A 12,425-nucleotide genomic window follows, 5' to 3' on the forward strand; every position below is an offset into this window, starting at 1 on the left:
AGGTGGCCCTCAGGTGAACGAGCAATGTCGCCGAGGCGACGCCTTCGTGGCGGGTGCGTGTCGAGGTGTGAGGGCGGGGGTGTGTCGACGTCCCCTGGCGGGTGCTCGACCGACGCTGGGCAGACCCGCGTAGCGGGTTTCGCCTAGCGCCAGGTGGTGTTCCACATTCGGTCGTTCCAGGCGTCGAAGGGGATGACCTCGCCGGTGTAGATCGGCCAGAAATAGGCGAAGGCCATGATCGCGGCCACGAGAATGAGGCCCACGGCCATCCGGCGACCGAACAGCGGCCACGGGATTCGGGTGGCGCGGCCGGTGAACTTCGGAGCACGCGGTGTGGGGGCGTGGTGGGAGGAATCGGCCGCTGAGCGCTTCGGGTCGGTGGGGGCTCGGCCCCACAGCAGGGTGAGGCAGTAGGTGAGCGCGAGGACGACGAAGGGGACCATGACGATCGTGTAGAATGTGAAGATGGTCCGCTCCTGGTAGGCGAACCACGGCAACCAGGTCGCGGCGATCCCGGCGAGGATGGCCCCCGCGCGGACATCGCGGCGGACGATCCAGGCGACCAGTGCGATGAGGAGGGCGATGGGCGCCAGGCCCCAGATGACCGGATTGCCGACCGAAGTGATCGCCGAGGAACAGTGGTCTACGGCGCAGCCCATGCTCCCGTGTTCCGGGGACTCGTAGTAGAACGACGTCGGCCGCCACTGGACGATCCACCCCCAGGGATTCGACATGTAGGGGTGTTCCGATTCGAGGCCGACGTGGAACAAATACGCCGTGTAATGGTAGTGCGCCAGAGACGGCAGCCACTGCAGCCAGTCGGGCAGCGCCTGCCACCACCCGGTGTTCTCGGCCGCCCACTGCCGGTCCCAGGCATCGTTGGAGCGGATCCACCCGGTCCAGGTGATGAGATAGGCGAGGAAGGCCACCGGCACGGTCTTGAGGAACGCCGGAATACTGTCGCGGATGAGCATGCCCAACCACGGATGGACGACTCCGGCCCGATGACGCGAATGCACGTCCCAGACGACGACGAGGATCCCGAACGCGGCGAGGGCATAGAGACCCGACCACTTCACGCCCATCGCCAGCCCGAGACTGATGCCAGCGGCGATGAGCCAGGGGCGCACGCCGAGGCGGGGCCCGAAGTTCGTCAGATCCTTCCGTCGCGATAGACGAGCGTCCCGTCGTGACGGAAGGTGGTGCTGTGATGATAGTCGGTGCTGCTGTGGTGACGGACGAGCGTCCTGAGCCGTCGAGGCTGCGACCGCCTCGGCGGGGGGATCGGCCTCTTGAGGAGGGGGTTTCGCCCAGGTCGCCAGCCGTTTCGTGACGAACTCGCGGTCGGCGACGATGAAGGCGAAGGCGAGGAGGACGAAGGCCATGAGGACGATGTCGAGCAGACTCGTGCGCGAGTGCACGAAGTGCTCACCGTCGATCGAGAGCAGTCCCGCCGCGACGCAGGCGAAGAACGCCGAGCGGAACATCTTCCAGGCGATGAAGCCCATGAGGAAGATCGTCAGTGTTCCGACGATGGCCACGGAGAATCGCCAGCCGAAGGAGTCGTCGGCGCCGAAGAGATGGACGCCGGCACCGATGATCCATTTGCCCAGAGGCGGATGGACCACATATTCGGGGGTGGATTCGATGACGCTCGGGTCGCCGGCGTTGAAGGACTCGTCGGCGTTCTCCGGCCAGGAACGTTCGTAGCCGAATTTGAAGACGGAGAAGGCGTCCTTGACGTAATAGGTTTCGTCGAAGATCAGTCGGTGGGGGAAATCGAGGTTGAAGAGTCTGAGGACACCGCCGATGGCCGTGATGATCAGCAGGGCGGGCCACATCCAGACGGGGGCGCGCCTCGCCCACATGCCGACGGTGAAGGAGCGCCTGCGGATGGCGGCGGCTTCGGTACGGATCGTTTCGCGACGATGGGCACGGCGCTCGCGAGCGATGCGTGCTGTGGGGGCCGCAGCCGTTGCGACCGAAGTACCGGGGGCCGGCGACCTGTGGGTGGGGTCGGCGGCTGAGGCGACGGCGGGGTCGGCAACTGGGTCGGCTTCGGACTCGACGGTTGCGTTGACGGCCGGGTCGACGGCTGGGTCGACTTCGGGGTCGACGGGTGGGTCGACGGGTGGGTCGACTTCGGGGTCGACGGCGGGGGAGGAGCCGGTCGACTCATCCATGGGGACGCTCGACCGCCTCGGCGCCTGGGGATCGTCGGGTTGAGTCATCATCGTCAAGTTTAAGGTTCGTCGACGCGTTCGTTCCCATCAGACCCTCAGGGTGAGTCGCGGATCGACGGCCCGTGAGCTGTGGGGTGGCGGCCTGTGAGCTGTGGGTGAGTCGCGGGGTGACGACCCGTGAGCCGCGGGGTGAAGGCCCGTGAGTCGCGGGTCGGTGCTCGGCCGCGGGATGCATTGTCTTTCGGATCTCGGGATGCATTGTCGTTCGGGGACCTGGGACGACTAGGGTTGTCCCCGACAGGCGGCAAACGAATGAAGACGGTGAAGAACGTGTCCGAGAACCCGAACTATCGCCCAAGCGATCCCCCGCAGGTCGGATCGCAGCAGTTCAACAATGGTTACGGGTCGCCTCAGCCGCAGAACGGCTACGGTTCGGGACAGTACCCAGACCAGAATCAGTATCCGAGCCAGGGCCAGTATGCGGACCCGAACCAGTTTCCGCAGGTCCAGCCCGGTTCTGCGAACTACGGGCAGGCGAATGCATATGGCAACGGCCAGCCCGACGCCTATGGCCAGCCGGGCGGATACAGTCAGGCGGGCGAGTACGGATACAGCCAGCCGGGTGCTTCTGACTATGGACAGTCGGGCGGATACAGCCAGCCCGGGGCCTATGACTATGGACAGTCGGGTGCATACAGCTACGGCCAGCCGATGTCCTATGGGGCGCCGATGGGCATGATGCGGCCGAAGGCGAACTCCCTGTCGGTGTGGGCGATGTGGATGGGCATCATCGGACTCGGCGGCGGCTTCGTCTGCAGCATCCTCTCCATGATTCCCGTCATCGGCATCCTGTTCTCCATTGTGCTGATGTTCTTGTGGGTCGCCCCGATCCTCGCAGTCATCTTCGGCCATATCGCTCGCGGGCAGATCGACCGGACAGGCGAAGACGGCCACAGCCAGGCCACCGCAGGGCTGATCATGGGCTATGTGAGCATCGGACTCGGACTGCTGGCGGTCGTCGTCATCGTCGGTGTTGTCGGCCTCGGGGTCTTCGCCGCCGGAATGGGTTACTGAGCGGCCGTTGCGCGTCGCGATCGTGGTGGTGCTCTCGCCTCCGTGATCGCTCCACCATCGGTGGTGCTCCCGGCTCCGGCGATGTGACTGACATCCGTGGTGCTCCCGGCTCCGGTGGTGCGACTGACATTCGTGGTGCAGGATTGCAACAGGCTCGGCCCTCTCACGGCCGGTCGCCTCGGTAGCGTTGCAGGTAGGCGATCCCGAAAGCACAGGGATCGTCCCACGAGGAGCCACAGCAACAGGAGCGAATCACACATGCACACTCGGCAATTGCCCTCCAGCGGCAACAGGGCCTCGGGTCATCCCACCTACGGCGGCCCGGTGACCTATATCTACCAGCCGGTTGCGCCGACGAACACCTTGGCAATCGTCGGCATGGTGCTTTCGCTCACCGGTGCCATCACATCGTTCATTCCCGCCGGCATCGCCGGAATCATCATGGGCCACATCTCCCGCAGACAGATACGCCGACAGGGTGAACGTGGCGACGCAATGGCGCTGACGGCGCTGTGGGTCGGTTACCTCGGAACCGGTTTCTGGCTGCTCGTCTGGGCCGTCTACGTCGGATTCGTGATCCTCATGATTATTGCGGGAATCGCTGTCGAGGAAGCTGCCGGCTGATGACGGACGTTTCATCGGGTGCACCCGCATTGCCGCCGACGAGACCGTGGCGGAACCGAAGCACTCGATCGCTTCCGGTTCTGCGCACAGAAATGAAACCCATCTGTGACAACCTCGCCTTTCGTCGCACACGACGGCTGGGTACCGTTGTGAGAACACGCAAGGAGTTCACGCCATGAGCAGTCAGAACAACTGGAACAATCCAGACATGTATTACCAGCAGCCCAGGTCGGGCGGTGCGCCTGGAAGCGGCTACGGGGGTTCGACTGCCGGCTACGGCCACTCGAGCTACAGCACCGAGACCGCAAATGGTCCCAATGCCCAATACGCCGGCGCCTACGCCAATGCGCCCGGCGCCCAGTTCGCCGGGCCCGGCCCGACCTATGTCTATCAGCCGCTGCCACCTACCAGCACCTTGGCGATCTTCGCTCTCGTCGCATCGATCTTCGGCGTGATGAGCAGCTTCTTCCTCGCCGGCATCGCCGGCATCATCATGGGCCACATCGCCCGGAAGCAGATACCCCGCAACGGTGAACGCGGAGACGGAATAGCCGTTGCCTCCCTGTGGGTCGGCTACATCGGCACCGCCATCTGGATACTGTTCTGGATCGGCTATATCGGCATCGCAGTCCTCCTCTTCGGAGTCGCCATGGCCGGGGCAGGTTCGATCGGCTGAGGCCGGAGGCGCCATCGACCCCACGGCTGCTTCACCCATCACTTTCCGACCGAACTCGATGGTGGGCCATTCACGTTCTGACCGAACTCGATCGACGACTATTCACGTAGATCGATGGATTCGATCGCGGCGTTGCGCTCTACCGAAACAGCATCGCCATCCTGGACCTGGACAGTGGGCTCTCGTGTAGATTGAGCGGTGGAATCAGGCGGTTCCGAATCCAAACACGACAGCATGGGCGGTTGCCGGACACAGATGACGGACATTCTGAACACCGAGAACGAAGAGGCGCTGGAAGACGGATTGCTGGAGGATTCGACCGAGGAGCAAGCTTCCGCGTCCCATCCGACCGGCGGACTCATCCTCGTCGGCACTCCGATTGGCAACCTCGGCGATGCGAGTTCGCGCATGCAGCAGGCCATTGCCACGGCCGATGTCATCGCAGCCGAGGACACCAGGCGCTTCCTGTCGCTGACGCAGCGCCTGGAGCTGACGCACACGAACCGTGTCATCAGCGTCTTCGACCACAACGAGCAGTCACGCGCACCCGAGCTCGTCGAGCTCATCCGCTCCGGTCAGACGGTCGTCCTCCTCAGCGACGCGGGAATGCCCGCCGTCTCCGACCCCGGGTATCGGGTCGTCAAGGCCTGCGCCGAGGCGGGACTGCCGATCACCTCGACGCCCGGCCCCTCTGCCGTGCTCATGGCGCTCGCGGTCTCGGGACTGCCCAGCGACAGGTTCAGCTTCGAGGGCTTCCTGCCGCGCAAACCCGGGGCACGCAAGGCTCTCCTCGAAGAGCTGCGCAGCGAGAAGCGGACCATGGTGTTCTTCGAAAGTCCCCACCGCATCGCGGCGACGATGGACGACTTCCATGAAGTCATCGGCCCCGATCGGCCCATGAGCATCAGCCGCGAACTGACGAAGACCTATGAGGAGACCTTGCGCGGAACCGTGGCCTCGCTGCGGGAGCAGGCTGCGGAGGGGTTGCGCGGAGAACTGACCCTCGTCCTCGCCGGAGCAACCGTCGCGGCGACAGCTCCGGAGGACCATCTCGAGGCGGTCGCCCAACTCGTGGATTCCGGCGTTCGCGCGAAGGATGCCGCGGGCCAGGTGGCGACGCAGTTCGAGCTCTCCAAACGCGAGGTCTACGAGGCCTGGCTGCACCGGGAGTGAGGTGCCCGCGGCGCGAGTAGTCAGGTTGCGAAACAGTACACAGGTTGCAACCCGTGTACTGTTCCGCAACCTGAAGTGTCATCAGCGCCCCCGCAACCTGAAGTGTCATCAGCATCCTCACCCGGCCACGGCCCGGCGGACTATCGGCGTGATGTGAGACCTGCGTCCGGGGCTGGGGACAACCTTGCGACTCGTACGTATTCGGCCTGTGGAGGCTGACTCGCAATCCACAGCGCGCAGAACCGCCGTCGCAATCGCTTTGACGCCAAACGCAGCATACGGACATGTACAACATTGTCTGCTACGACGATCTCGCTGCCGCCGGTGTGAACACCACCCTGATCAGACGGGCGAAGAGCTGCTGCCTGGTGAAGATCTGTCGGGGCATGTACTCGGTCGTCCGCGAGTGCACGAATCCGAGTCACTCGGCGATAGCGGCGTTCGGAACCGACAGGGAATGGATGCGCTACCACGAACAGGGCCTGCACAGGGAGAGATCGCAACGTCGCCGCTATCTCGATCATCTTGCTCGACTGCGAGTTCTCCACTATCCGCACTACCGCGACGATGACGTGGTCTGGGGAGTTTCAGCCGCCAGGCTGCACAAGCTCAGATTGTTTGTCAACGGCCAGTGGGAATTGCCCATGGGCGGCCAGCAGAACTGCCCATAGGTGGCCACGATTTCTGCCCATCCGAAACTCGTGTCTGGTCGTGGCCACCGGGCTCGATCACCCTCAGTTCAAGGCGACCACCCCCGCACCAGAAACAGCCTGGCTCAACCGAATCGATTCGCCACTGGTCTGAACCAGGTGAGCATGATGAAGGAGGCGATCGACGGTGGCTGTGGCTACGGTCTTGGGCATCAGCTGGTCAAATGCCGCCGGATGTAGATTCGATGAGATCGCGATCGAGCGTTTCTCATAAGCAGCATCGACAAGCCGATACAGCCCCTCGGCAGCATCCTCGCTGACCGGCAGCAACCCGATATCGTCAACGACGACCAGATCGGCTCGCAGCAACCGCTCCACGGTCTTCGTCACCGCATCATCGGGACGATGAGCACGGATCAGCGCGCCCAAGTCCTCCAACCTCAGCCAGGACACTCGCCCGCCCTCATCAATGATCTTGTGCCCCAGCGCTTCCAGGAAGAACGATTTACCCGTCCCGGCCGGCCCACACACCGCCAGGTTCTCCTTCCGGGCCACCCACTCCAGTGTCGACAGTGCCTGCTGCGTCGGTGTCGGAATCGATGACACGTCCTCATCCCAGGATTCAAACGTCTTGCCCGTGGGGAAACCGGCCTGTTTGCGCCGGTTGGCCAGCATCGCCGCCGACCGGCCACGAGACTCCTCAACCAGAAGGGCCCGCACCACTTCGACAGGCTCCCACCGTTGAGCTTTCGCCGTGGCCAGCAGCTCCGGGGCCAGGGTGCGCGCATACGGCATTTTCAGCCGCCGCATCAGCGCCTCGACCTCAGCATCCAACACGGGCGTTTCATGAATGATCGCCATCACACCTCCCCGCCATCGGCGCTGACCCGCTGATTGCCCATCGCCTGCCACCCGCCGGTGCCCTGAGCCAGGGAGGACTCTTCATCAGCACTTCGGGCATGCGCATCGACCCGGTTGACCAGCAGTGATGCCACATCACCGGTGGCGAATCGTCCATAGGCGGCAGCAGTGCCCAACGCCTCGTCGACAACGTCACCGCCGTGCAACCGGGACAACGCCACCGCCTCTGTCATCTTCTGCCGCATCCGCGATGCTCCAACCGCGGCAGCCTCTCTCAACCATTCATGCGCGCCATGCCCAATGGCCAGGAACTCTTCTTCGTCCTGATTCTTCGCCCTGATCGCGTAGACTCCCGGCACTTTCTGGGTGGCATCGGTCGGGAAATGCCGGTCATTGATCTTCGGCGATCCTGGCCGGGCTCGCCCGTGGCGAGCCACTTCCTCAAACCCATCGGATCCTGGTGCGACGATGACGATCTGTTCACCATCAGCGACTCCCTGCACCCGGACGAAGACCTCGCTGCCCATCAGCGCATGCGGTACCGAGTACTGGCCCGATTCGAAGGCCACCATCGGCGTATTGGTCGGCACTTTCCGCGACAGGCCGAACGCGATGGTGTGTGCCCGCCCGGGCACCGCATGCATCACCGACCGCTCATCATCGACCAGATCGATCGGGCGTCTCTTCGTCACCCGATGCTCTTTCCCATTGACTTCGGTCATGAATGCCTGGCAGGCGGCTTCGAGCTCGGCGAATGAATCGTAGCCGTGAAGGAGATTCGTGGCTGTGGGCACCAGATCTGCCTTCGCGATCTGCACTGACCGTTCGACCCCGCCCTTCGACGCGGGATCAGCCGGTTCACACGTAAGCACCGTGGCCCCGTAGTACTTGGCGAACGAAACCGTGTCGCGATTGCGCACCGGCACCCCGGCGATGTGCATCGTCGTGACCGTCTTCTCGTTATCCGTGAGGACATAAGTCGGGATGCCACCGATGAGCCGAAACGTCCGGTCCAGGGCCATGAACACCGATGGCAGCGTCTTGTCCCGCAACGGGATCACGACTCGGAATCTCGAAAACGCCAGCCAGGCGATGAATAACACCGTCTTGACTCCCGCGACGACAGGCCCGTCACCATAGTCGTATTGCAGCCATAGCCCGGGCTCTGCCACCCAGGGCCGATGCACCCGCCGCCCGGCCTTCTCATGGGTGCGTTTCGCTTCGGCGACCGCCCGACGCGTCGACCTCTCCGACCCCGGGTAGCCGAGCTTGACCAGTCGCTGGTGGACCTTATCGGCTCGGATTCTTCCTCCTGAACGAGTCACGAGTTCGATGACCTTGTCCATGTACGCATCGGTGACACGCTCACGTCGGGTTGGTGTTGCCACGGGCCGGCCCCGGTCACGGGCCTGCACGTGGGCTTTGACTGTGTGATGAGAGCATCCCGCCAGTTCCGCGGCTGCCCGGTACGACCCTGTCGTGTCGAACGCTTCTAGAATTTCCATGATTTCTCCGTCAGACTTCATATGCGGCCCCGGCCCCTCCCGTGGTGATGCTGATCGATTAGACACCGTCATCATCTCCGAGAAACGGTTCGGGGCCGTGCCCTTGTCACAAGGGCTTCTTCGTGAGTCGGATGGGCAGAAAATATGGCCGCCACTGGGCAGTTCTACTGGCCAGGAGTGGGCGATTCTACTGTCCGCCTATGGGCAGTTTTCCATGGCCGCTAACAATTGTTCGATGTGCCGGATGGTCCTGTGACGGTCAGCCACCCCAACGCCAATTCGGCCAGTCGTGAAGTGATCAGATCCCGACGGAACCTGGCAGCTGCCGATAGGCAGACAGTCGAAGGTCTGACCGTGACTGCGGCTCCTCGAACGGCGATGGACCTGGCGCGGGTGCTGGGACCGGCCTGCGGCTTCGTGGCACTCGAACAGGTGCTCAGGGAGCATATGTTCGGTGCCGATGAAGAATCGATCTTCAGCTGCGGCTATCCGCGACATGCGCCGACTCGAGTGCCCGAAGCTGTGGACGAGCTGTTCACACCGACGATAGAGCGCATGGTGACGGGATCTGCTCAGGCGCGGATCCTCACTTCGGCCATCAGTCCCTTCTCCGAAAGCTATGCCGAGAGTCGTGCTTCGTTGAATCTGCACCAGTTGGGCCTGCGGGACTTCAGCCAGCAGATCGACGTCTTCGACGGCCACCGCCTGCTGACCCGCTTGGACTTCCTCCATAGACAGACCAATGTGGTGCTCTACGTCGACGGTACCCAGAAATACGTGGATGCAGGATTCGATCGGATGAACAAGGAGAGCCACCAGCACAACCGGCTGCTGGCGATGGGGTACAAAGTGGTCCGCTTCAAGTTCAACGAGGTGCTCAGTCTTCCGTCCTTCGCCCGTAAACTGTTCGCTCAGGCACCGGAACTCCGACGTTTCTGCGGCAAGAAGCTCGCAATCTGACCGTCCGGGGCTCGGCCGTCGAGTGGAGAGGGTGGGGCCCGGGCGAATGGTCAGCTTGCGGAACAGTACACGGATTGCAACCTGTGTACTGTTCCGCAACCTGAAGCGTTCACCCGCCTGAACGCTTGCGCGCCCACGGTGCGGCGTCCCTTAGACTGTGTGACCTATGGGTTATTACTTGACGACAGCTATTGCCTACCCCAATGGGACCATCCACATCGGGCACGCATACGAGTACATTGCGGCCGATGCGATCGCACGGTTCAAGCGCCTCGACAATCACGAGGTGTTCTTCGCGACCGGCACCGATGAGCATGGTCTCAAGATGCTGCAGGCTGCCAACAAGCTCGGCATCACCCCGAAACAGCTCGCCGATGACAACGCGGCGAACTTCCGCGACACCCAACTGGCGCTCGGCTCGACCTTCGACCGCTTCATCCGCACCACCGACGAGGACCATTACGAGGCGTCCAAGGCGATCTGGCGCAGGCTCGAAGAGGCCGGCGACATCTATCTCGACACCTACGCCGGCTGGTATTCGATCCGCGACGAGGCTTTCTACACTCAGGACGAGACCGAGGTCGTCGATGGTGTTCGTCTGTCGAAGGAGACTCAGACCGAGGTCACCTGGACGGAGGAGGAGTCCTACTTCTTCCGCCTCTCGAAGTACCAGGACAGGCTGCTCGAACTGTATCGGGACCACCCCGAGTTCATCGGCCCCGACTCCCGCCGCAACGAGGTCGCCTCGTTCGTCGCCTCCGGCCTGAAGGACCTCTCGGTCTCGCGCACCACCTTCGACTGGGGCGTGCCCGTACCCGGCAACGAAAAGCACGTGATGTACGTGTGGATCGACGCCCTGACGAATTACCTCACCGCGGCCGGGTTCCCCGATGACCAGGAACGCCTCGACAAGTGGTGGCCAGCCGACGTCCACATCATCGGCAAGGACATCATCCGCTTCCACAGCGTCTACTGGCCCGCCTTCCTCATGAGCGCCGGCATCGAACTGCCGGGGCGCATCCACGCCCACGGCTTCCTCTTCAACGCCGGTGAGAAGATGTCGAAGTCTGTCGGCAACGTCGTCGACCCCATCGACCTCGTCGACGCCTTCGGTCTCGACACCCTGCGCTTCTTCCTCTTCCGCGAGTTCTCCTACGGCCACGACGGGTCCTACACGAAGGATTCGATCATCACCCGCAAGAACGCCGACCTCGCCAACGAGTACGGCAATCTCGCCCAGCGCTCGCTGTCGATGATTGCGAAGAACTGCGAGGCACAGGTGCCCCAGCCCGGTGAGCTCGCCGAGGCGGACGAGAAACTCCTCGCACTGGCCCGCGCGGTTCCCGACACCGCCCGCCGTCACGTCGACTCCCAGGCCCTCCACCTCTACGTCGAGGCCTGCTGGAAGGTGCTCACCGAGGCCAACCGCTACTTCTCCGCCCAGGAGCCGTGGAAGCTGAAGAAGTCGGACCCCGACCGGATGGTCACCGTGCTGTGGGTGACGATCGAGGTCGTGCGCATCATCTCCATCCTCATCCAGCCCGTCATGCCCGATTCCGCCGGCAAGATCCTCGATCTCCTCGGCGTGTCCGCAGGCGTCGGTGAGGCCGGTGCCACAGTGCTGCCGACCGCGATCGAGGCCAACGCCGGCGCCGAGGCGGACCCTCGTTCGTTCGCCGCCATCAGCTCTCCGCTCGAGCCGGGCACCCCACTGCCCAAGCCGCAACCCGTGTTCCCCAAGTTCGTGGAGGACGACGAATAATGGCTTCTCGTGCCGCCGGAACCTACCCTCCGGTGCCTGCGCCGCTCGCCCATCCGGTCGTCGACACCCACACCCACCTCGATATCTGCACAGGTGCGCGACTGCCCCTGGGTGCCGGCGAGCCCGAGCCGGAAGTCACCCCCGCAGACGACGAGGAGTTCCCGAGCCTCGACTTCTTCTTCGACACTGCGCAGGCGGCCGGAGTCCAGCGCATCATCCAGATCGGCTGTGATCTGCCTGCCGCGAGGTGGACGAGGGACCTGGTCACGGCTGAAGCCGAGGAGGGCCGGTCCTGGATGCTCGGCGGGGCGGCACTGCATCCGAACGAGGCGCCGAGGCTGGCCGAACGGGGCCTGCTCGACGACGCCTTGACAGAGATCGAGTCCCTTGTGACCTCGAACGAGCGCATGCGCGTGTTAGGGGAGACGGGCCTCGATTACTTCCGCACAGGTGACGAGGGAGTGGCCGAGCAGCAGCGCTCCTTCCGCGCCCACATCGAGATCGCCAAACGCACGGGCAAGGCCCTGCAGATCCACGACCGTGAGGCCCACGCCGACGTCCTGCGGATCCTCCGCGAAGAGGGCGCCCCCGAGGTCACGATCTTCCACTGCTACTCCGGCGACGAGGCGATGGCCCGCGAGTGCGCAGACTCCGGGTACTTTATGTCCTTCGCCGGCAACCTGACGTTCAAGAACGCAGACGAACTGCGACGAGCCGCGGCCGCGGCCCCTTTGGGGCGGATCCTGACCGAGACGGACGCCCCGTTCCTCACCCCGCATCCGCACCGCGGCAAGCCGGGAGGCCCATATCTGACCGCGGTCACGGCACGTAAGCTCGCCGAGGTGCGCGGAATGAGCGAAGAGGACCTCTGTGCCGTCGTGTGGAGCAACGCGGAATCAGCGTTGGGAGGCTGGGACTGAGCCGCGGCCGCAGACGGTCGTGAACCACAGCCGCAGA

At 63.8% G+C, this 12,425-nt stretch carries 11 protein-coding genes; 8 read left to right on the top strand and 3 right to left on the bottom strand.

The genetic code is table 11. The features are described 5' to 3' along the window. Positions 1–143 precede the first annotated feature (143 nt). Positions 144–2,231, bottom strand: a complete 2,088-nt coding sequence (locus tag BKA07_RS07795; protein ID WP_209043904.1) for a dolichyl-phosphate-mannose--protein mannosyltransferase — start codon at positions 2,229–2,231, stop codon at positions 144–146. 264 nt (positions 2,232–2,495) lie between these two features. On the opposite strand from BKA07_RS07795, the gene BKA07_RS07800 reads away from it, so the two are divergent. From BKA07_RS07800 to BKA07_RS07820, 5 genes are all read left to right on the top strand, one after another. Next, positions 2,496–3,257 (top strand): DUF4190 domain-containing protein, encoded by a 762-nt coding sequence (locus BKA07_RS07800; protein WP_209043905.1) that lies wholly within the window; start codon positions 2,496–2,498, stop codon positions 3,255–3,257. Positions 3,258–3,515: 258 nt separating this feature from the next. Continuing rightward, the gene (locus tag BKA07_RS07805; protein ID WP_167950406.1) at positions 3,516–3,881 is read left to right on the top strand and encodes a DUF4190 domain-containing protein; all 366 of its coding nucleotides are present in this window, start codon (positions 3,516–3,518) and stop codon (positions 3,879–3,881) included. Between the two features lie 175 nt (positions 3,882–4,056). After that, entirely contained in the window at positions 4,057–4,557 is a 501-nt protein-coding gene (locus BKA07_RS07810; RefSeq protein WP_167950407.1) for a DUF4190 domain-containing protein, read from the top strand. A gap of 255 nt (positions 4,558–4,812) precedes the next feature. Then, positions 4,813–5,730: a 16S rRNA (cytidine(1402)-2'-O)-methyltransferase gene (gene rsmI, locus BKA07_RS07815; RefSeq protein WP_245161880.1), complete on the top strand. Its 918-nt coding sequence runs from the start codon at positions 4,813–4,815 to the stop codon at positions 5,728–5,730. 284 nt (positions 5,731–6,014) lie between these two features. Next, positions 6,015–6,401, top strand: a complete 387-nt coding sequence (locus BKA07_RS07820) for a hypothetical protein (protein ID WP_167950408.1) — start codon at positions 6,015–6,017, stop codon at positions 6,399–6,401. Between the two features lie 63 nt (positions 6,402–6,464). Here BKA07_RS07820 and istB read toward each other — a convergent pair whose 3' ends face one another. Beyond that, positions 6,465–7,241 carry an IS21-like element helper ATPase IstB gene (istB, locus tag BKA07_RS07825; RefSeq protein WP_167950409.1) on the bottom strand — a complete coding sequence of 259 codons (777 nt, stop codon included), beginning with the start codon at positions 7,239–7,241 and terminating at the stop codon, positions 6,465–6,467. Next, complete coding sequence (istA, locus tag BKA07_RS07830; protein ID WP_167950410.1) at positions 7,241–8,767, bottom strand: IS21 family transposase; 1,527 nt, start codon at positions 8,765–8,767, stop codon at positions 7,241–7,243. The genes istB and istA overlap by 1 nt, the downstream gene beginning before the upstream one ends. A 333-nt stretch (positions 8,768–9,100) precedes the next feature. Between istA and BKA07_RS07835 the strand changes: the two genes are divergently transcribed. The 3 genes from BKA07_RS07835 (at position 9,101) to BKA07_RS07845 (ending at position 12,388) form a co-directional block, all read left to right on the top strand. Next, the gene (locus tag BKA07_RS07835) at positions 9,101–9,706 is read left to right on the top strand and encodes a DUF559 domain-containing protein (RefSeq protein ID WP_167950411.1); all 606 of its coding nucleotides are present in this window, start codon (positions 9,101–9,103) and stop codon (positions 9,704–9,706) included. A 166-nt stretch (positions 9,707–9,872) separates the two neighbouring features. Further along, a complete protein-coding gene (metG, locus tag BKA07_RS07840; protein ID WP_167950412.1) occupies positions 9,873–11,468 on the top strand; it encodes a methionine--tRNA ligase in 1,596 nt (531 codons plus the stop codon). After that, positions 11,468–12,388, top strand: a complete 921-nt coding sequence (locus BKA07_RS07845) for a TatD family hydrolase (protein WP_167950413.1) — start codon at positions 11,468–11,470, stop codon at positions 12,386–12,388. Before metG ends, BKA07_RS07845 begins: the two co-directional genes overlap by 1 nt. Positions 12,389–12,425: the final 37 nt, after the last annotated feature.

Source organism: Brevibacterium marinum (genome assembly GCF_011927955.1).
GTDB lineage: Bacteria > Actinomycetota > Actinomycetes > Actinomycetales > Brevibacteriaceae > Brevibacterium > Brevibacterium marinum.

Coding starts and splice junctions, on each gene's coding strand:
- BKA07_RS07795 (WP_209043904.1), bottom strand. CDS start 2,231: ATGACTCAACCCGACGATCCCCAGGCGCCGAGGCGGTCGAGCGTCCCC.
- BKA07_RS07800 (WP_209043905.1), top strand. CDS start 2,496: ATGAAGACGGTGAAGAACGTGTCCGAGAACCCGAACTATCGCCCAAGC.
- BKA07_RS07805 (WP_167950406.1), top strand. CDS start 3,516: ATGCACACTCGGCAATTGCCCTCCAGCGGCAACAGGGCCTCGGGTCAT.
- BKA07_RS07810 (WP_167950407.1), top strand. CDS start 4,057: ATGAGCAGTCAGAACAACTGGAACAATCCAGACATGTATTACCAGCAG.
- rsmI (WP_245161880.1), top strand. CDS start 4,813: ATGACGGACATTCTGAACACCGAGAACGAAGAGGCGCTGGAAGACGGA.
- BKA07_RS07820 (WP_167950408.1), top strand. CDS start 6,015: ATGTACAACATTGTCTGCTACGACGATCTCGCTGCCGCCGGTGTGAAC.
- istB (WP_167950409.1), bottom strand. CDS start 7,241: ATGGCGATCATTCATGAAACGCCCGTGTTGGATGCTGAGGTCGAGGCG.
- istA (WP_167950410.1), bottom strand. CDS start 8,767: ATGAAGTCTGACGGAGAAATCATGGAAATTCTAGAAGCGTTCGACACG.
- metG (WP_167950412.1), top strand. CDS start 9,873: ATGGGTTATTACTTGACGACAGCTATTGCCTACCCCAATGGGACCATC.
- BKA07_RS07845 (WP_167950413.1), top strand. CDS start 11,468: ATGGCTTCTCGTGCCGCCGGAACCTACCCTCCGGTGCCTGCGCCGCTC.